The organism is Sedimenticola selenatireducens (genome assembly GCF_007625115.1).
Classification (GTDB): domain Bacteria; phylum Pseudomonadota; class Gammaproteobacteria; order Chromatiales; family Chromatiaceae; genus Sedimenticola; species Sedimenticola selenatireducens_A.
On the sequence record NZ_VMNH01000006.1, the window covers coordinates 1 to 19,589 of the forward strand.

Annotated in this window: 16 protein-coding genes, 1 tRNA gene and 1 CRISPR repeat array; of the genes, 12 read left to right on the plus strand and 5 right to left on the minus strand. The window is 49.6% G+C overall.

Features of this window, described 5'->3' with window-relative positions:
• Positions 1-91: IS3 family transposase (locus tag FHP88_RS06635; RefSeq protein WP_144358252.1), on the plus strand; the 91-nt coding region annotated here is incomplete at its 5' end.
• Positions 92-158: 67 nt separating this feature from the next.
• Positions 159-797: direct repeats of the CRISPR family, unit length 28 nt; unit sequence GTCTTCCCCACGCCCGTGGGGGTGTTTC.
• Between the two features lie 236 nt (positions 798-1,033).
• Here the strand turns inward: FHP88_RS06635 and FHP88_RS19330 are convergent.
• The 3 genes from FHP88_RS19330 to FHP88_RS06645 all read right to left on the minus strand — a co-directional run bounded on the left by FHP88_RS19330 (position 1,034) and on the right by FHP88_RS06645 (position 4,289).
• Positions 1,034-1,165, minus strand: coding sequence for a hypothetical protein (locus tag FHP88_RS19330; RefSeq protein ID WP_260843190.1), 132 nt, complete (start codon positions 1,163-1,165; stop codon positions 1,034-1,036).
• 124 nt (positions 1,166-1,289) lie between these two features.
• Entirely contained in the window at positions 1,290-3,653 is a 2,364-nt protein-coding gene (gene ppsA / locus FHP88_RS06640) for a phosphoenolpyruvate synthase (protein WP_144358253.1), read from the minus strand.
• A 36-nt stretch (positions 3,654-3,689) separates the two neighbouring features.
• Positions 3,690-4,289 carry a hypothetical protein gene (locus FHP88_RS06645; RefSeq protein WP_144358254.1) on the minus strand — a complete coding sequence of 200 codons (600 nt, stop codon included), beginning with the start codon at positions 4,287-4,289 and terminating at the stop codon, positions 3,690-3,692.
• Positions 4,290-4,678: 389 nt separating this feature from the next.
• On the opposite strand from FHP88_RS06645, the gene htpG reads away from it, so the two are divergent.
• The 5 genes from htpG to FHP88_RS06670 all read left to right on the plus strand — a co-directional run bounded on the left by htpG (position 4,679) and on the right by FHP88_RS06670 (position 9,735).
• On the plus strand, positions 4,679-6,595 hold the full coding sequence (gene htpG / locus FHP88_RS06650) for a molecular chaperone HtpG (protein ID WP_144358255.1): 1,917 nt from the start codon (positions 4,679-4,681) through the stop codon (positions 6,593-6,595).
• A 235-nt stretch (positions 6,596-6,830) separates the two neighbouring features.
• Positions 6,831-7,484, plus strand: a complete 654-nt coding sequence (adk, locus tag FHP88_RS06655; protein ID WP_144358256.1) for an adenylate kinase — start codon at positions 6,831-6,833, stop codon at positions 7,482-7,484.
• A gap of 126 nt (positions 7,485-7,610) precedes the next feature.
• On the plus strand, positions 7,611-7,976 hold the full coding sequence (trxA, locus tag FHP88_RS06660; protein ID WP_144358257.1) for a thioredoxin: 366 nt from the start codon (positions 7,611-7,613) through the stop codon (positions 7,974-7,976).
• 615 nt (positions 7,977-8,591) lie between these two features.
• Positions 8,592-9,014, plus strand: coding sequence for a DUF1249 domain-containing protein (locus FHP88_RS06665; protein WP_260843191.1), 423 nt, complete (start codon positions 8,592-8,594; stop codon positions 9,012-9,014).
• A 244-nt stretch (positions 9,015-9,258) separates the two neighbouring features.
• Positions 9,259-9,735: an Rrf2 family transcriptional regulator gene (locus FHP88_RS06670; RefSeq protein WP_144358259.1), complete on the plus strand. Its 477-nt coding sequence runs from the start codon at positions 9,259-9,261 to the stop codon at positions 9,733-9,735.
• Between the two features lie 52 nt (positions 9,736-9,787).
• Here the strand turns inward: FHP88_RS06670 and FHP88_RS06675 are convergent, their stop codons facing one another.
• Positions 9,788-11,713, minus strand: coding sequence for a sensor histidine kinase (locus FHP88_RS06675; protein ID WP_186297639.1), 1,926 nt, complete (start codon positions 11,711-11,713; stop codon positions 9,788-9,790).
• A 100-nt stretch (positions 11,714-11,813) separates the two neighbouring features.
• A complete protein-coding gene (locus FHP88_RS06680) occupies positions 11,814-13,052 on the minus strand; it encodes an HDOD domain-containing protein (protein WP_144358261.1) in 1,239 nt (412 codons plus the stop codon).
• A 177-nt stretch (positions 13,053-13,229) separates the two neighbouring features.
• Between FHP88_RS06680 and prmB the strand changes: the two genes are divergently transcribed.
• From prmB to tig, 6 genes are all read left to right on the plus strand, one after another.
• Positions 13,230-14,144 (plus strand): 50S ribosomal protein L3 N(5)-glutamine methyltransferase, encoded by a 915-nt coding sequence (gene prmB / locus FHP88_RS06685; RefSeq protein WP_144358262.1) that lies wholly within the window; start codon positions 13,230-13,232, stop codon positions 14,142-14,144.
• An 8-nt stretch (positions 14,145-14,152) separates the two neighbouring features.
• Positions 14,153-14,470, plus strand: coding sequence for a general secretion pathway protein GspF (locus tag FHP88_RS06690; protein ID WP_144358263.1), 318 nt, complete (start codon positions 14,153-14,155; stop codon positions 14,468-14,470).
• Positions 14,471-14,475: 5 nt separating this feature from the next.
• Positions 14,476-15,861, plus strand: a complete 1,386-nt coding sequence (hemN, locus tag FHP88_RS06695; RefSeq protein WP_144358264.1) for an oxygen-independent coproporphyrinogen III oxidase — start codon at positions 14,476-14,478, stop codon at positions 15,859-15,861.
• A gap of 117 nt (positions 15,862-15,978) precedes the next feature.
• Entirely contained in the window at positions 15,979-17,547 is a 1,569-nt protein-coding gene (locus FHP88_RS06700) for a long-chain-fatty-acid--CoA ligase (protein WP_144358265.1), read from the plus strand.
• A gap of 208 nt (positions 17,548-17,755) precedes the next feature.
• A tRNA-Leu gene (locus FHP88_RS06705) sits at positions 17,756-17,840 on the plus strand.
• Positions 17,841-18,257: 417 nt separating this feature from the next.
• Complete coding sequence (gene tig / locus FHP88_RS06710) at positions 18,258-19,586, plus strand: trigger factor (protein WP_144358266.1); 1,329 nt, start codon at positions 18,258-18,260, stop codon at positions 19,584-19,586.
• The last annotated feature ends 3 nt before the right edge of the window (positions 19,587-19,589 follow it).

The following is a 19,589-nucleotide window of genomic DNA, read 5'->3' on the forward strand; positions in this document are numbered from 1 at the left end:
CATTCGCTGGTACAACGAAAAACGGATCAAAATCTCCCTTGGTTATCTCAGTCCCATCGAGTACCGTGAAGGCTTGGGGTTAGTGACGTAAATCTGTCCAAGAAATTAGCCGCATCCCCCCTGGGTCAGTTTTAAATGCAAATCAACATTCAAGATTAGTCTTCCCCACGCCCGTGGGGGTGTTTCCAGAGAAAAGGGGAAAAAAGATGCCTTTGTTAAGTCTTCCCCACGCCCGTGGGGGTGTTTCTAATGAAGCGCGATGATATACACCCAGAGGATAGTCTTCCCCACGCCCGTGGGGGTGTTTCCGCGCCCGTACCAGTGATAGTGCCGGGGATATAGTCTTCCCCACGCCCGTGGGGGTGTTTCCCTTCAGAGACAGGATTATCTGGTGGAGCGCCAGTCTTCCCCACGCCTGTGGGGGTGTTTCCCGAGCGACTGTCTGGGCTGAAGGCTGAGGTGCGTCTTCCCCACGCCCGTGGGGGTGTTTCTGGAGATCCATTTTTGATAGCTTGCGCCTTCCCGTCTTCCCCACGCCCGTGGGGGGTGTTTCTACCGCCTTTTGTTAAACATGACCATATCTTGTGTCTTCCCCACGCCCGTGGGGGTGTTTCCATGGCGTTTTTAGATTAGCGGCGAGAATAAACGTCTTCCCCACGCCCGTGGGGGTGTTTCCGAGATCCAGAGGGCGAAGCAGTACACCAATCAGTCTTCCCCACGCCCGTGGGGGTGTTTCTGGCTCGATAGACAAAGGGCTATGAGAGAGGCGGTCTTCCCCACGCCCGTGGGGGTGTTTCCGCATCGGGTCGACATCCTGTGAAGCGAAACGCGTCTTCCCCGCACCTGCGGGGATGAACCTAAGCAAGGTATCGAGGGCATTTATTGATGAAAATGTGCTTATTGTATTCAAGGGCCCTCACTCCCAACAGCCTGGGCGGGCGGGTCATTGGTACTATTGTGGGGCTGTCACAGTGCCTTGACCGAATCTAAACTTTAGCTGATTACAGATATTGCAGGCAAGATGGCCAGCTACTTAACTTAATAGGTAGTAGATGAACTTAACACTCGCTATGAACATGAGTGTGATGACCAAGCCCCAGGCGAGTGGATGCATGGTGAGCAGGGTAGGGAATGAAGCAAAAAGCAGAAGATTGGTTTTATTCATGACATGATTGTAGTTGATGGTCTGTATTGAATCGATGTTCAGATCACCGTTGTTGTTTTAAAGTAAAAAAACCGGACGATGGTGGTCGTCCGGTTTTTTTTTGTTTGCCTCAATTCTAATCTGTTTAGTCGGCTTTCTGACCCGCCATGAAGAGCCAGGTATCAATTACCGTGTCGGGATTCAGCGAGACACTGCTGATACCCTGCTCGAGCAGCCACTTGGCCAGATCAGGATGATCGGAAGGGCCCTGGCCACAGATGCCAACGTACTTGCCTTTGGCGCGACAGGTGGAGATGGCCATGCTCAGCATTTTCATCACAGCTGGATCCCGCTCATCAAAGCTGTGGGCAATGAGGCTGGAGTCGCGATCCAGACCGAGTGTCAGCTGGGTCATGTCATTGGAGCCGATGGAGAATCCGTCAAAATATTCGAGGAACTCTTCTGCCAGTACAGCATTGGAGGGGAGTTCGCACATCATGATCAGGCGCAGGCCGTTTTCACCGCGTTTCAGTCCATTGGCTTCCAGTGCTTCAACGACGCCCCGTGCTTCGTCCAGTGTGCGCACGAAGGGGATCATGATCTCGACATTGGTGAACCCCATCTCTTCACGCACATACTTCAGCGCTTTGCACTCCATCTCCCAACAAGGGGCGAAGCTTTTTGATATGTATCGAGCGGCACCGCGGAAGCCGATCATCGGATTCTCTTCTTCTGGCTCATAGCGGGTGCCACCGATCAGGTTGGCGTATTCATTGGACTTGAAGTCAGACATGCGCACAATGACCGGACCTGGGAAGGCTGCAGCCAGGGTCGATACGCCCTCAACAATCTTACTGATATAGAAATCCGTTGGGCTCTTGTAGGCAGCAATATAGGGTTCAATCTCCGCTTTAAGCTCCAGTGGCAGGTTGTCATATTCCAGCAGCGCCTGGGGATGAATCCCAATCATATTGTTGATCACAAACTCAAGGCGGGCGAGACCGATTCCGGCGTTAGGAATGCCGGCAAAGTCAAAGGCACGGTCCGGGTTGCCCACGTTCATCATGATCTTGGTGGGGATCTCTGGCATCGCATCCAGTTCGATGGTTTTATACTCGAAGTCGAGCTTTCCATCGTAGATGAAGCCGGTATCGCCTTCTGCACAAGAGACGGTAACCTCTTGGCCATCTTTGATATGTTGCGTGGCATCGTTACAACCCACCACGGCCGGTACGCCCAGTTCACGGGCAATGATGGCGGCATGACAGGTGCGTCCACCGCGATTGGTGACAATGGCTGCCGCCCGTTTCATGATCGGTTCCCAGTCCGGATCGGTCATGTCGGTGACCAGTACGTCACCGGGTTGTACCTTGTCCATGTCGTCCAGACTCATGATGACTTTGGCTGTTCCGGCGCCAATGCGTGAACCAATGGATCGACCCTCGGTTAGAATGGGACCCTTGGTCTTCAGTTCATAGCGTTCCATAACATTGCCGGTGCGGCTTTGAACGGTCTCTGGCCGCGCCTGAACAATATAGATACGTCCATCCAGGCCGTCACGGGCCCACTCGATATCCATGGGGCGCTGATAGTGCTTCTCAATGGTCACCGCCTGACGAGCCAACTCTTCCGCCTCGGCATCGGTAATGGAGAATAGGTGGCGCTGGTCTTCATCCACATCGATGATCTTAACCGGGCTCTCGCCCCCTGGGTTATAGACCATCTTGATTGCTTTGCCGCCAACATTTCGACGAATAACGGCAGGGCGGCCTGCTTCCAGGGTGGGTTTGTGGACATAAAATTCATCGGGGTTAACGGCGCCCTGAACGACCATTTCACCCAGGCCGTAGCTGGATGTGATGAATACAGCATCACGGAAGCCGGATTCGGTATCCAGTGTGAACATCACGCCAGAGGCGCCAATGTCAGAACGGATCATTTTTTGAATGCCGGCGGAGAGCGCAACGAGCGAATGCTCAAAGCCCTGGTGTTCGCGATAGGCAATGGCCCGATCGTTGAACAGCGATGCAAACACCTCATGGATCTGGCGCTTGATGTTATCCAGTCCTGAAACATTGAGGAAGGTTTCCTGTTGTCCTGCAAAGGAGGCGTCCGGCAGATCTTCAGCAGTTGCAGAGGAGCGTACCGCCCAGGTCACCTCTTCGCCATACTCTTTGATCAGTGCTGTATAGGCTTCATCTATGGCTTCGTTCAGTGCGGGCTGGAAGGGTGTTTCCATGATCCAACTGCGAATTTTTGCACCGGTCTCAGCGAGAGCCTTGACGTCGTCCACATCAAGGCTGGCCAGCGCGGTATTGATCCGATCGGCTAGGCCATCGGTAGCGAGGTACTCACGATAGGCATAGGCGGTTGTGGCAAAACCACCCGGTACCTGTACACCCAAATTGGACAGGTTTTGGATCATCTCGCCCAGGGAGGCATTTTTTCCGCCGACATGCTCGACGTCACCCATCCCCAGTTCACTCAGCCATTGGACATAGTTGTTCATGATCTTCCTCGGTATATTGCTGCAAACATAATTCATTTAAAACGTCGATGTGCGAACGCTGATATCCTTGACCCAAACGAGTTCGCAGGCACCATTGCCACTGTCTTCCCGTGTCAGTGAGCTGACCCAGTGCCAACCATCTTTGGCATCGGCGCGCACCAGGTAACCCTCCAGTTCCACGATGTCTCCCTCGCGCAAGCGTTTGAGCTTTTGCTTGATGCGCGAGTCAGCCGGAACCATGTGCATGTTGGCCGAATGACGGGTAATTTCTTGCACTGGCAACGGCGGCGTCCTGTAAGACCAATGATAGAAACGGCCACTTTGACTGATGGAGAGCTCAGAGAGCACGCTACTGTCAGACATGGGCCCCCAGCCCAGCGCCAGATCAATGGGTGAGAGATCGGCCTCTCTGCCTAAACTGTAGCGTTCAGTGCCCAATATTCGGGCCTCCAAATTGAACTCAGCCAGTGGTGTTAACCGATAGCCATTGTGATCAAAAGGAGGGGCATTAGCTAAATTATTTTGACTTGGGATGGTCTCTACAAGTACCCCCGGAGCATGATCAATAGAGCGAGCCGTGTACGACACATAGGCGCCATATGCAATGATGGCGACGAAGATCAGGCGCTTGAGCATGGCGTTCCGGATCGGGCTGATATTTTGGGTTCAGTACCGTGCTTTAGTAAATTGGTGCCGTGCGTGGACTTTTGGGCGAATTCAAGAACTCTCCTGTATGCCACGCGACTTGCTTCAGGTGGGGCTGAAGTGTACGGATTTTGGCATGTTTTGCAAACAAAAAGGGCCTATGTGGTGAGGGTTGGCACTGAATGGTTGCTCATATTTTCTTTATATATGTATAAATATGTTTAATTTAAAGTGAATATTGATACTAAATTTCGCCAGATCTTGAAATTGGCCCGTTAACCCTCAATATCAGCCAATGGCCGATTACCCCAGATTTCATTAGGTATTTTGGCGACAGGTTTTTGATCGTATTCGTTCAGTTATATGGAGGCAGCTACACCATGACAGTCGATGGGCATAAAGAGACATTGGAATTTCAGGCAGAGGTGAGCCAGGTACTCAATCTGGTTATTCGTTCTCTGTACAGTAATAAGGAGATCTTTTTACGTGAGTTGATTTCCAATGCATCGGATGCAGCCGAAAAGCTTCGCTTTGAGGCACTGACTGATGATGCACTGTACGAAGAAGACCCCAGTCTTAATATCAGGGTCTCTTTTGATAAGGAAAAGAAAACAGTCACCATTGAAGATAATGGTATTGGTATGAGTCGTCAGGAGGTAACTGAGACCATTGGTACCATTGCCAGCTCAGGGACGAAAAAATTCCTCGAAGCACTGGGCAACAAAGGTGATGATTCCGCAGCCAGTCAGAGTCAGTTGATTGGTCAGTTTGGAGTCGGCTTCTATTCCGCCTTTATTGTGGCTGACAAGGTGACCCTGCAAACCCGCAGGGCCGGTCTTGGCAAAGAGCATGGTGTTCGCTGGGAGTCCACAGGGGAGGGTGCCTATACCATTGAAACGACGGAAAAAGCCGGGCGAGGGACTTCAATAACCCTGCACCTGCGTGAGGATGAGGGTGAGTTTCTTGAAGGATATCGACTGCGCAGTATCATCAGCAAGTTTTCCGATCATATCTCCATCCCTATCGAGATGCTGAAGGAGCACTACGCTACTGAAGAGGATGACAAGGAAGAGGAGAAAGCACCTGAGTGGGAACAGGTGAATAAAGGGACTGCACTCTGGATGCGGAATAAATCAGATATCACCGACGAAGAGTACAACGAATTTTACAAACATATTGCCCATGACTTCGAAGACCCGCTGGATCAGGTGCATAACCGGGTTGAGGGTACCAATGAATATACCGCATTGATGTATATCCCCAGTCGCGCCCCCTTTGATCTCTGGGAACGTGATCAGAAACATGGTGTAAAACTCTATGTGCGGCGTGTGTTTATCATGGATGAGGCCGAGAAGCTGATGCCTCACTACCTGCGCTTCGTGAAAGGTGTGGTTGATTCAGATGCGCTGCCCCTTAACGTCTCCCGTGAGATCCTGCAGCACGACAAGAAGATTGACAGCATTCGCACGGCCAGTACCAAACGTATACTCGGTCTGTTGGAGAAGATCGCCAAGAATGATGGTGAGAAGTACCAGAAATTCTGGAAAGAGTTCGGTCGGGTAATGAAAGAGGGACCCGCAGAGGACTACGCCAACAAGGAGAAGATCGCTGGGCTGCTGCGTTTTGCCACGACCAAGTCCGAAGGCAAAGAGGAGACGGTATCACTGGATCAATATATTGAGCGGATGCAGGAGAAGCAGGATAAGATTTATTACATTACGGCTGACAGCTATGCCGCCGCCCGTCATAGTCCGCACCTGGAGGTATTCAACACCAAGGATGTTGAGGTGTTGTTATTAACCGATCGCGTGGATGAGTGGCTGGTTTCCCATCTGCATGAATACAAGGGTAAGTCACTGCAATCCGTTGCCAAGGGTCAGCTTGACCTGGGTGATATCGAGGATAAAGAGGCGCTGGAGAAAGTCGCTGAGGAGCACAAGGGATTGCTTGATCGGGTCAAGGCCGTCCTGGGCGATGATGTTAAAGAGGTTCGGGTCAGTAGTCGTCTTACCGAGTCGCCGGCTTGCCTGGTTGCAGACGAGCATGATATGGGCGCGAATCTTCAACGCATGTTGAAGCAGTTAGGACAGGAAGCGCCTACTACTAAGCCAATTTTCGAGCTGAACTTGAAACACCCACTGGTTGAGAAAATGGATCAGGAGCCAGATGAGGATCGTTTTGCCGATCTCTCTCGTGTGCTGCTGGATCAAGCCACGCTTGCAGAGGGCGGACAACTGGAAGATCCAGCTGCCTTTGTTCATCGTCTTAATAAACTGATGCTGAGTCTCTCTGCCTGAACTCTGAAAAATAGCGGCAAAGGACAAAGAATAACCCGTAGTGGCTTGGCCACTGCGGGTTTTTTAATGAGCTGGAATTGCTTTTGTAGCAAAGGTTTATGCAATCTATGTGCAACTGCAACATAAGTCATTTATATTCCTATATTGACATACTCGAGTGGTGATTAGTGCTGCCCTGTGGCAGACTTCGGGCCAATGAAAAATGTTAATATCATCTGACTGAAGGAGTATTTGAATGCGAGTGATTCTGCTAGGAGGTCCCGGCGCGGGAAAAGGTACCCAGGCAAACTACATCAAAGAGCGGTACAACATTCCGCAGATCTCCACTGGCGATATGCTGCGCGCTCATGTGAAATCGGGTAGTGAACTGGGTAAGGCCGCCAAGAAGATCATGGATGAAGGTGGTCTGGTTTCTGATGACATCATAATGGGCATGGTGAAACAGCGCATTACCGAAGATGATTGCAAGAACGGCTTTCTGTTTGACGGTTTTCCTCGCACCATTCCCCAGGCTGAAGCCCTCAGAGATGTGGGCGTCATGGTGGATGCTGTTGTCGAAATTGACGTGCCGGACGAAGAGATCATCAAACGTATGTCTGGACGTCGGGTGCATCTCGCTTCAGGTCGTACCTATCACGTGACATTCAATCCACCGAAAGAAGAAGGGAAGGATGATGTGACGGGTGAACCCCTGATCCAACGTGATGATGATCAGGAAGATACGGTAAAGGCTCGTCTCAAGGTCTATCACGACCAGACTGAACCTCTGATTGACTTCTATTCGTCCTGGGCTTCAAGTGGTCAAAGTGGAGCACCTGTCCACCATAAGATTGCTGGTGTGGGTGGGGTGAATGATATCCGCGACAGTATTTTCAAGGCGCTTGGCTAATTTTCAAATCTGCCGATAAAAAAGCCGGGGATTCCCTGGCTTTTTTTATGCAAGGACAAAAATAGTATACATTAGAAATTAATGATATTATGCATAGATGATGAATTTGGTTGAGAGGATCTGCCTGTGGCTGTTATAGAACTGACGAAAGACAATTTTGAAGAGACCGTGACCGGTAACGACTTTGTTGTTGTTGATTTTTGGGCGCCCTGGTGTGGTCCTTGCCGCTCATTTGCACCAACCTATGAGAAAGTTTCAGAAGATCATCCGAATGTGGTGTTTGCCAAGGTCAACACCGAGGAAGAGCAGGAGATTGCCGGTCATTTTCAGATCCGGTCCATTCCTACCCTAATGATTTTCCGTGAGAAGGTGATCATCTTCAGTCAGGCGGGTGCGTTGCCTGAGAGTGGTTTCCGCGATTTGATCCAGAAAGCTTCTGAACTGGATATGGTTGAAGTGCATCAACAGATGGAGCAGGAGAAGGCGGGATAGGTTAATTATCCATGATCTCTCCAAAGGCCGGCAATTTGCCGGCCTTTTTCGTGCAAAAGAAAAAGCGATGCAGACCTGTTTGCTATAGTGTCAGAGAGGGCTGTGATTCAATCGAGCATGAAAAATCACGCATACAAGCACGTTTTTTAATTGCCCCAGAGGGTGCTATATGGTGTGACGGTATCGAACGAGGTTGGGACATTGGGTTAGTAAAAAAGTAAAAGATTATTTAAAACCTCTGTTTCAATACCTATTCGATTCGATAGTAGCCGAGCATACCGACTAAAAAGTCGTCTTCAGTATGCTGTGATCAAGTCGATACAGGTAATAGGGCCAAGAGGCGTGAGCTATAACGGATCAAAACAAGACTTCAACAGGTGCGGCCGACCAGAGCGGGAAGGGGGGCCATCGAGTTGTCGTATTGGCGAGACTAGCAATCCAGCCAACTCGTTTTCTGGAGAAGTAGGATCAACAGCTTCAGGCGGGTTTGGTAAAGTCTGATTTGATTCATTGAATGTGGTTGTTTAAATGCAGATAAATGATTATTTTTTACGATCTTGTTACCCCTGGAGCTTAAGGGCACTGATTTCAGGTAAACCGACAGTCGGGTGGGTAATGGATCTCTCCGAACAAAACTACCGCCATCTTATGCGCTTAGCCCCTGATATGCGGAAATTGCAGGGTACCTATCTGTCACGCTTGGACGGCACCATGGATCTTTATTTAGAGGTGCTGGAGCAGACTCCTTACACAAGCCTATTACATTTGACCTATTATTTTGCGCATGAAACCGGTCAACTTCCGGACCCGGACGCGACAATTCGGATCTATCACGATTCTCAACAGGCTGAAGTGCTCACTCTTAAGCAGAGTAGTCTGCCTCTGAATCGTGGTTTTATAAGACCGGCTCTGGTTCAGAAGTGGAAAGTGGGGTTGTTTCTCTCCAAGTGGCTCTCATACTGTGTCCACCAGGGGCACTGTTTTAGACCTGAGCACACGCACGTTTCCTCCAATAAAGAACCCTTGACCCCTGCCTGATGTAACTTCTTGACAATTTACCCATTTCTACTGAATAGCCAGATTCCCTCTGTTTTACACAGTTAACAGTTTTTAACAATTCTTGTAACAGTTTGTTAAATATAAGAATTATGTTAATTGTTCGGGGGATGTTGCATTGTTACATTGAAACCAACCCAATAACTGTTGACAATTTCCTTAGGAAAATGATAGTTTTTAAACCTAGTAAATAACTAGGTAATTATCTACCGGGCGAGATGAGACTATGAGACTATCAACCAAAGGGCGTTACGCCGTAACCGCAATGCTGGATCTTACTCTTAATGGGAGTGATGGTCCGGTGACACTGGCCGAGATTTCTGAAACCCAGGGCATCTCACTCTCCTATCTGGAGCAACTGTTTGCAGCGTTAAGAAGTAAACAGCTGGTGAAGGGTGTGCGCGGACCTGGTGGTGGATACTATCTAGGTCGCGAAGCTGATGAAATATCGATTGCAGACATTATCTGCGCCGTTGACGAGTGGGTGGAGTTTACCCGTTGCGGTGGAAATCGCGATTGTCAGGATGGCAAGCGTTGTCTTACCCATAATCTATGGGATGATTTAAGTAATGAAATTTTCTCATTTCTACAAAGCATCACACTGGCCGAACTGGTAGAGCGTGGTGGGCTTAAGGAGCATGGCTGCAGAAAAGAGAAAGAGCGCGAGAGCATTATGCCGCGGGCGGATACGGCTGCTGCATAATCTAATCGCTGTATGTCTCACGCTACTAAGGTCGCCACAATGGCGACCTTTTTTATGCCTGGGGAAGTTGCAGGGTAATCGTGGTGCCCTGTTTCTGAGTAGAAGTGATTTCAATATCGCCACCATGACCATCGACAATGCGTTTTACAATGCTTAAACCAAGACCTGTACCATTGGTTTTGGTGGTGAAGAATGGGTCGAATAATTTTTCCAGATGATCATTGGGAATCGGTTCGCCCCTGTTATTAACTGATATCACGATAGAACGTGATAGCGGCTCTCTGGTTAAATGCCAGTGAATTGTGCTTCCTTCTGGGGCGGCATCACAGGCATTTCGAGCAAGATTCAGGAACACTTGAGTCAGCCTGTCTGGATCGGCGAGTATGTTCAACTCATCATCTGTTGCTGCGCACTCAAAATGTTGCTGCTTCTGTTGAGGAATCTCTTGGTGCGTTTCGAAGAGTTGCAGTAACAGTTGCTTAAGATCGAGGAGTTGCAGTTGAAGTTGTAGCGGTTTGGCGTAGAGCAGGATCTCTTCCAAGAGCCGAGCCATGCGCTCGGCTTCCTTATGAGCCAGATTGGCCCGTTTACTGGCGGCCCCCGGCAGTTCTGAACTTCTAAAATAATCCAGCGCCATGCTGATAGTAGAGAGTGGGCTGCGAATCTCGTGGGCAATTCCGGATGCAAAACTGCCAATCGCCGCGAGTCTACTATGCTCTGCAAGGCGTACTGTTTTTCCAAAGCTGTGAGTAATCAACCCTGCGATATTGGCCAGCAGTTCCAGGTGTTCAGGGGTATAGGCATTTTCTTGACGGGTGGCAAAAGCCAAGACACCCGGAATTGGACTTAAATCCTTTATGGGTAAAAAGATGGCGTCCTTTAATCCCGCATTGATCAAATAATTAAGAAATTGAAAATCCGCATTTTCATTACCGGTGGCTGGCATGTTCGGTATATGCAGCGGCTCACCGGATTCAAGTGCCTTTAGCAGTAATGTATTGCGCAATGGATAGCGTGTGCGCTGGGCTACCTCAGGTTTTCCGTTTCGGTAACTTCCTTCCAGAACAATAGTGTTGTTGTCACAGGTGACGAATAGTCCCCCGACCCAATCCAGTGGAAGCAGAGCAGAAAATTCTTCAGCGACAAATCCCAGCGTCTCATTGAGATCTGAGCCTTGTTGAATTTTATCAATCAGCCGAAAGATTGCATACAGTCTGATGGATAGGGCGTTAAATGAGTGCGTCATTATAGCCAACTCATTTTCGCTGGCTATGGGGACTTGATAGCCAAAGTCACCTTGAGCAACTTTTTGGAAACCGCTCACTGCATTTTTCAAGGGTTTCAATACCACAAGATAAAACCATCCAAATACACCCAAAGTGATGATGACGGCGGTAAATAACAGGGCCAGGTGTACTTGGTATACTTGGTTTAATTGTTGTTCTGTTTGTTGCTGAATCTTAGTCAGCAGTATATCGATCGAGGCAGCAAGCGGGGCGTGAAAACGGGCGATATACTCTGCGGCTGTATCAAGCCTGGGCATTCCGTTGTTGTTGCCAAGGGCATCAATAATACCTTCCCTGAAACTTTTCCAGATCTCCTCAACGGCTAACACCGCTTGCTGTGCAGCGGGTGTCAGGTGGGGGTGATAAGGGTCACCCGCGTTGGTGAGAGCAGGGGAAAACTCATTTGTCATGAAGCTGTTTGTGATGTCATCAATCATCTCTATCTGACCGAGCATCGCGCGATAGTAGAGTTTTACATCCCGATCATAGCTACTGCTGTCCTGGGGAACATTCATGGCGTAGTTCATGCCAAGCGTGACCAGGTTTTGTGCGGTTTGCTCAAGACGAGTGGTGATGTTGAGTAGGAGGTTGTAGCTCTGTTGTTCATTCAGTGCCACCATGCTCAATGTAAAGATAGTTCCAAATAACAGCATGATCAGTACGAGCGCCGCCGCAATTTGGGTTTTTAACATTTTCAGCAATTTCATTGAATGATGCTGGCCTGGTCTGTATGGATGAACACCAGACTACAGATTACAGAAGGGGGTTGGCTATTGAAAGCCTGACAAGGACTCAGTTGCCTTCTAGTAACTCTTCGATTGCGCTAATCTCTTTCTCCGCTTCATTAATAATGGATATCGAGAGTAGCGGATTGAGTTTGCCACCGGCAATCTTGTGAAAGGCAGGTGAAAGATCGGGTGGTGGGAGATTTTGCATCTCATGGGTGCCAACATACGAGAATAGTTGGGCAACAATAATCAGGTCTGTGTAATCGGCTGCTTGCTCGTTGAAGCGAAACCATTCGTCACAATGCAGTACGGCGTCAATATCACTTTGTGGAAAACCCCAGGTCCTTAGTATGAGTGCGCCTACTTCACCTTTCAGCGATTGAACCAGTCTGTCAAGCTTCTTAGGGTCTGCCATTAGTTCGGGGTATTCAGATGCGGCAATCAGTATGGGTATTGCGCCAATGTCATGAATAAGGCCAGTCAGTATTGCGCGGTCAGAAATAAGTCCAGGTGACATGCAGGCCAGCACATGTGAAATGGCGGCTACCCGTCGGCTGTGATTCCAGAGTTGTTTCATCCGCTTTTGAATCAGTGGAGAATCCGTTTTAAAGAGATTTTTCAAGACAAAGCTGGTGACCAGGTTGCGTGTATTACCGTAACCGAGTCGGGTCACTGCATCACGGCAGTGTGTAATGGATTTTTCGCCACCAAATGCCGGACTGTTTGCCGTTCGTATCAGGCGTGTTGCGAGTGGTGGGTCGGCGGTTATGATGCGGGCCAGGTCATCACTGCTGCTATTGGGGTTTTCGACGGCCTTGCCAATTTTAATGGCAATATCCGGCATGCTGGGTAGTTCATAATCGCCAGCCTGAATCTGCTGGTAGAAATTCATATAGATCTGATCTTCGAGGTTGTCCTCTTTCAGTTCAATCCCATCTGATTGCTTTTGTTCTGTCGCCCACCAGCTGATGTAAATGCTGGCAATCAGGTCTCGAGGTAGGCAAAGCAGTTCTACTTCGCCGTCACAAACAGCGCGTACGGCATGATCGGGCTTTGGGGCGACCAGTGGTATATTGGCTGCTGGAGTACCAAATTCAATCTGTCGGGTGTTGCCATTTTCCAGGGTCAATGTGACTTTGCCGCCGATCAGATAGGCACTTTCCTTCGGTCCATCAAGTGCGTAGAGGTCTTCGCCGGGACTGGCGTGCTCGCTCCAGGCTTGTTGGGCGATGTAGTCAAGAACGGGCTCTGGCAATCCGCGCAGTGGGAGTAAGTGTCTGATTTGAGAAGCTTGAGTTGGCACGTTGATATTATTTACCGACGAATGATTTATAGCAATTTCATTGTGAAAGGACCGTTAATAGTATCGGCAGTCGACTAATTCCCTTTAGCTGTAACCAAACAATATTACGTTGTAACAAGTTTAGCTGCGTCGTTAAATACGTTATCATTCAGCTTACTATCTTCCTGGCCCAAACCGATGATTGAAGCAACCCAAAACCTGCACTCCCTGAGGGACTTTATCCGCTGGGGTGCCAGTCGTTTCCATGAGGCGGGACTCTATTTTGGCCACGGCACTGATAATGCCTTCGATGAAGCTATCAGGCTGGTGTTGTATGGGCTCTATCTCCCTTCAGAGATACCGCCTACCTATTTGGATGCTCGTCTGACCCCGGAAGAGAAGGTGCGGGTGGTCGAGCTCTTCCAGGAACGCATTGTTCGGCGTGTACCTGCTGCCTATCTGACCCATGAAGCTACTTTCGCTGGCCTGAACTTTTATATCAATGATCAGGTGTTGGTTCCGCGTTCTCCTATCGCTGAACTGATCGAATCACGCTTTGAACCCTGGATTATGCCCGAGACGGTTACGCGTGTGCTGGATCTTTGTACCGGCAGTGGTTGTATCGCAATCGGTTGTGCCTACGCCTTTGAAGAGGCTGATGTAGATGCTGTGGATATCTCGCCTGAGGCGCTGGAGGTGGCGGCAATTAATATTGAACGTCATGACCTGGAGGGCCGGGTGGAGGCAATTCAGTCAGATTTGTTTAACGACTTGCGAGGGCGGCATTATGACATCATTGTCAGTAATCCTCCCTATGTGAGTTTTGATGAGATGGCCTCACTGCCCGATGAATACCACCAGGAGCCTGTACTGGGGCTTGAGGCGGGGGAAGACGGTTTGGATATTGTTTGCCGGATTCTTAGAGAGGCATCGGACTACCTCGAACCGGATGGCATACTGGTGGTCGAAGTAGGCAATAGTGAATATGCCCTGTGTGAGCGGTTCCCGGATGTACCTTTTCTGTGGCTTGATTTTGAGCGCGGTGGGCATGGGGTTTTTCTGCTTACCGCAGAGCAGTTGACCGAGTACCAAGAGATTTTTGATGAAGGGTAAGCGTTAATATGGCGATCCAACGTGCGAGAACCGCGCAAGAGTATGCGGAATGGGTTAAGCAGGCCCACTTTGAAGTGGGTGACTTGAAAGAGTGTCTGCTCTACGAAGCGGAAGAGATGGCGACCTTTCCCGCCTATCTGGAGCCCTTGGAGAAAGGGATTGGTGATCTCTATGCGGCTATGTGCAATGGTACATATTCGTTCGGTCGGGAAGACCTCTCTTTCATGGAAGTAGCCAATCGTCATGGCGATGAAATCCCCTTCCATATTTTGCTGCAACAGATCAATGAGACCCATCGTCGCGGTCTTGATGTGGGTGAGGATTAATTATTATGGATCAATCGCTGGTTTTTGATCTGGAGCTGATCAATAAATACGACTATTCGGGGCCGAGGTATACCTCTTATCCAACGGCGCCACAGTTTCACGAGGCCTTTGGTGAGGCAGAGTATCGGCAGGCTGCTGAGGCAACGAATGAGTCGGGTGGGCCGCTATCGCTCTATTTTCATATTCCATTCTGCGACACCATTTGCTTTTATTGCGCCTGTAATAAAATCGCTACCAAAGATCGCAGCATGGCAGCCGATTATCTTGATCGTGTGCACAAAGAGATCGCCATGCAGGGTGCTATCTTTGATAAGAGTAGGGTGGTAGAGCAGTTGCACTGGGGTGGTGGAACGCCAACCTTCATCAGCCTCAAAGAGATGCAGGATTTGATGCGTGTCACCAGTGAGCACTTTACCCTGGCGGATAATGATGCCGGAGAGTACTCGATTGAGATTGACCCAAGAGAGGCCACGGCAGAGACCATAAAGACCTTGCGTGAGGTCGGATTCAATCGATTGAGCTTGGGTGTCCAGGATCTGGATGCACGGGTGCAGAAGGCCGTAAATCGTATCCAGTCAGAAGCCGAGACAATGGCGGTGCTTGATGCAGCGCGTGATAATGGGTTTCGCTCGGTCAGTATAGATCTGATCTACGGACTGCCATTTCAGACGGTTGAGAGTTTTACCAAGACCCTTGACCGGGTTATCGAAGTGGGACCGGATCGTCTCTCTGTCTTCAACTACGCCCATTTGCCTGAACTTTTTAAACCACAAAGAAGAATCAACACAGATGAATTGCCTGCTGCCCAGGTTAAGTTGGATATCCTGCAGATGACGGGCGAGCATCTGTCGAAGGCGGGATATGTCTATATTGGCATGGATCATTTTGCCCGCCCGGATGATGAACTGGCTATCGCACAGCGGGAAGGGACGCTCTATAGGAATTTCCAGGGCTATTCCACCCACTCTGATTGTGATTTGGTGGCCATGGGTGTGACCTCCATCGGAATGGTGGGTAACACTTACAGCCAGAATGAGCGGGGTCTGGATGAGTATTATCAGGCCATCGACAATGGCAAACTGGCGGTATTCAGGGGTATTGAACTGACCCGCGATGACCTGATCAGGCGTGATGTGATTACCCGGCTCATCTGTAACTTTGTACTTGACTATGCCTCGATTGAGCAGGCCTGGGGTATTCGCTTCGCGGAATATTTTGCTGATGAGTTGGCTCGGTTACCCAGCATGGCGGCAGATGGGCTACTGGAAATAGATGCTACGGGTATGAGGGTCTTGCCCAGAGGTCGTCTGCTGATCAGAAATGTCTGTATGGCATTTGATCGTTATCTTTCGGCCGGTGTGCAACAGAAACATTTCTCGAAGGTCATCTAACTTAACCTGCTGAACAAACAACTGTCCGGAGTCAATTGCTCCGGACAGACTCCTGCATTGCATCCTGCGTAATCTGGTTTTATCCTGCCCTATCTCATTTCAGCAGGAACAGCGACTATGATCTTTTCAGCGACACCCTCAATTCCGGAAATGCTGCGCAGCACTGCACAGCGTTTCAGCGATCATCCTGCGATCCTCTTTGCCGATAAGAATGTTACTTTTTCTGAGGTCGATGCCCGCTCGGATGCCGTGGCAGCTTCATTGGCTGAGCAGGGGATCAAAAAGGGCGAGCGTGTTGCACTATACTGTATTAACTCCGCTGAATTTGCCTTCGCCTATGCGGGTATCGTTAAGGCCGGAGCCGTGGTTGTGCCGGTTAATCTTCTGCTCAATCCCCGTGAAATTATCTATGTTCTAAAGGATGCGGGTGTTCGTGGTCTGATCTATCACCAAATGATGGAGGCGGGCGTTAGCGCATTTCGCAATGAACTGGCAGATCTGCAATTTGCCGTCTGTATCGGGGATAATCGCTCCAGCAAGGATGATTTATCGTTTGATGCTTTCAGTACCAATACGGCCCCTGTGCCACAGCCTGAATTTGATACACTGAACGACCTGGCCGCCATCCTCTATACATCCGGTACCACCGGTCACCCCAAGGGTGCCATGCTCACTCACAGTAACTTGGTTTCCAACACGCGCAGTGTGCTGAGTGCACTGCAGTTGCGGCCGGGTGAAGACAGGCTGTTAGTGGTTTTGCCCATGTTCCACTCCTTTGCCGCCACCGTTGGAACCCTGACCCCGCTAATGCACGGCGTCAGTTTTGCGCCGGTTCCCAAGTTTGATCCCGTGGCGGTCTCAGAGGTAATAGAAGCGGTCGGTGCAACGGTCTTTTTGGGTGTGCCCAGTATGTATAACGTGTTGTTGCGTCTGCCGGAAGAGCACCTGAGTCGCTGGTCATCTATCCGCTATTGTGTGTCCGGAGGCGCGGCTATGCCGGAAGCGATTATGCAGCAATTTGAAGCCCGCTTCGGTGTGCCGATTTGTGAAGGTGACGGACCCACAGAGTGTTCGCCGGTTACCTGTGTTAATCCGATTCAGGGTATTAGGAAGCCTGCGTCAGTTGGCTTGCCGATACCTGAAGTAGAGATGGCCATCTATGACGATGATGGCAAGCCAATCGGCATCGACAAAATCGGCGAAATCTGTGTGCGAGGACCCAATGTCATGAAGGGCTACTGGAATCTGCCAGAGGCTACGGCAGAGAGCTTCTTTGGTGAGTGGGTACGAACGGGTGATCTCGGCTATAAAGATGAAGACGGTTATCTCTATATTGTCGATCGTAAAAAAGACATGATTATCGTGAATGGAATGAACGTTTACCCGCGAATGGTCGAGGAGTTGCTTTATACACACCCGGCTATTCTTGAGGCGGCTGTGGTTGGAGAGCCCAGTGAGTTGCATGGAGAAATCCCCGTTGCACATGTCGTGTTGAAAGAGGGAGAAGCACTTTCTGCGGCGGATATCAGGGCCTTCTGCCGAGAAAACCTGGGGCGCCATGAAGTGCCCAGAAAGGTTGAACTCTCTACTGCCCTACCTAAAAATGCGGCGGGAAAGATACTTAAGCGTGAACTGCGTAAGAGCGGTGAACTAGAGCGAGGAATTGACAGCAGGAACAAACAGTAGGCGCCCTGCATTTGATGAATATGTTCCCTCATGCAGGGCAATCTTTTGATTAAAGAAAAAATGGGTTAGACATGGTATGGGCTATCGGTATAATGCGCAGCTTCTCGTACAAGGGCTGATGGGCAGTGTAATGCTCAGAAACGGAATACTAGGAGGGAAGGAGTCAATTGACCACTCCCTTATAGCCTCTCTATAATCAGTCCTCTATGCCGTCCTGGTGGAATTGGTAGACACGCCAGATTTAGGTTCTGGTACCGCAAGGTGTGGGAGTTCAAGTCTCCCGGACGGCACCACTCTTCAATGTAATCGCTCAATGAGCGGTTACATTACCAACGTTTTTAAATCCATTAATTCTCCTGAATGCACTTTATTCCAAGCCGATTCGCTTTTCGGGCCTCAAAAAGCGTCTATTGGATGATGCCTGGGTCAGAGGGGTATCAAACAATACGCTTTAATAAAGGTTGTTTTTAGGTACAATAGCCGGCTTATTTGCAGGTAGTGGTGTGTCACTCCATTCGGTACAAAGTGGCTTATAGGCCAAATATTTGACGAATAATGATCGCCATATAGAAGAACAGCGGATTCAGAATGGATCTGCATTTGAACAGGGTTAGCCCATCATTGGGTTATGTTTCGGCAGCTGCTGAGGCAGTTACCACTTTTATTTAAAGACAGAGGAATGGCAGTAATCCCTGCCAGAAGAGGTTTTCATGCAAGTTTCGGTTGAATCGAGTGAAGGGCTTGAGCGTCGTATGACAGTTGAACTCCCCGCTGAGAAGGTAAATGAAGCGGTGGAAAAACGGCTGAAAGAGATTGCACGAACTGTCAGGTTGGACGGCTTCCGTCCCGGTAAGGTTCCGCTGTCTGTTGTCCGTAAGCGCTTCGCGAATGACGCGAAACAAGAGGTGTTTGGTGATCTGGTACAATCCAGTTACTTTGAGGCCTTGATGCAGGAAAAGCTTAATCCTGCCGGTGAACCATCCATTGAGCCTCTGGATAAAGGTGCTGACACGGGAATGGCCTATGTCGCTGTTTTTGAGGTTATGCCAGAAGTCGTTCTTAACTCGCTGAGTGATGCGACTATCAAGCGCCCGGTTGCTGAAGTAACCGATGAAGATATGGCTGAAATGGTTGAAAAACTGCGCAAGCAGCGCACAACCTGGAACGAAGTAGACCGTGAAGCTCAAGACGGTGATCAGATCACCATTAACTTTAAGGGCTTTATCGACGGGGAGGCATTCGACGGTGGTAGCGCAGAGGGTGTGCCGCTTGAACTGGGTTCCAAAGGGATGATCGCAGGATTTGAAGAGGGACTTGTTGGAGCCAAGGCCGGAGAAAGTCGCACGCTGGAGCTGACATTCCCCGAGAGCTATCATGCTGAAAGTCTGGCCGGTAAGCCCGCCACCTTCGAAGTGGAAGTCACCAAGGTATCCGAGGCTGCGCTTCCAGAGGTCAATGATGAGTTCATCAAAGCCTTTGGTATTAATACAGAAGAGGGTGTTGACGGGTTCTATAAAGAGATTCGCGGCAATATGGCCCGTGAACTACAGGATAAGATTCGTGGTCTGGTTAAAGAGCAGGCTATGGATGTGTTGCTGGAAGTCAATCCACTGGAAGTGCCCAAGGCATTAGTTCAACGTGAAGCGCGTGTCCTGATGGAGCAGACCAAGAACAATCTGGCACAAGGCGGTCAGGGCAGTAATATCAATCTGCCTGTGGAACTGTTTGAAGATCAGGCCAAAAAGCGGGTCAGTCTTGGGCTGATCATTGCTGAAGTGCTAAGCACCAATAACATTGAACTGGATGAAGGTCGGGTGCGTGAAAAGATTGAGCAGTTTGCGCAATCGTATGAAGACCCACAGCAGGTTATTGATTATTACTACAATAACAGAGAACAGCTGGCTGGAATTCAGAATCTTGTTCTTGAGGAGCAGGTTGTAGATTGGGTTTTGGATCAGGTCAAGGTTGAGGACAGCGAGACAGGCTTCAATGCGGTCATGAATCCCGCGCCAAAAGAAGCCGAAGCTGCTGACGAATAAGGT

Coding starts and splice junctions, on each gene's coding strand:
- FHP88_RS06675 (WP_186297639.1), bottom strand. CDS start 11,713: ATGTTAAAAACCCAAATTGCGGCGGCGCTCGTACTGATCATGCTGTTA.
- adk (WP_144358256.1), top strand. CDS start 6,831: ATGCGAGTGATTCTGCTAGGAGGTCCCGGCGCGGGAAAAGGTACCCAG.
- FHP88_RS06690 (WP_144358263.1), top strand. CDS start 14,153: ATGGCGATCCAACGTGCGAGAACCGCGCAAGAGTATGCGGAATGGGTT.
- ppsA (WP_144358253.1), bottom strand. CDS start 3,653: ATGAACAACTATGTCCAATGGCTGAGTGAACTGGGGATGGGTGACGTC.
- htpG (WP_144358255.1), top strand. CDS start 4,679: ATGACAGTCGATGGGCATAAAGAGACATTGGAATTTCAGGCAGAGGTG.
- prmB (WP_144358262.1), top strand. CDS start 13,230: ATGATTGAAGCAACCCAAAACCTGCACTCCCTGAGGGACTTTATCCGC.
- hemN (WP_144358264.1), top strand. CDS start 14,476: ATGGATCAATCGCTGGTTTTTGATCTGGAGCTGATCAATAAATACGAC.
- FHP88_RS06670 (WP_144358259.1), top strand. CDS start 9,259: ATGAGACTATCAACCAAAGGGCGTTACGCCGTAACCGCAATGCTGGAT.
- FHP88_RS06665 (WP_260843191.1), top strand. CDS start 8,592: ATGGATCTCTCCGAACAAAACTACCGCCATCTTATGCGCTTAGCCCCT.
- tig (WP_144358266.1), top strand. CDS start 18,258: ATGCAAGTTTCGGTTGAATCGAGTGAAGGGCTTGAGCGTCGTATGACA.
- FHP88_RS06700 (WP_144358265.1), top strand. CDS start 15,979: ATGATCTTTTCAGCGACACCCTCAATTCCGGAAATGCTGCGCAGCACT.
- FHP88_RS06645 (WP_144358254.1), bottom strand. CDS start 4,289: ATGCTCAAGCGCCTGATCTTCGTCGCCATCATTGCATATGGCGCCTAT.
- FHP88_RS19330 (WP_260843190.1), bottom strand. CDS start 1,165: ATGAATAAAACCAATCTTCTGCTTTTTGCTTCATTCCCTACCCTGCTC.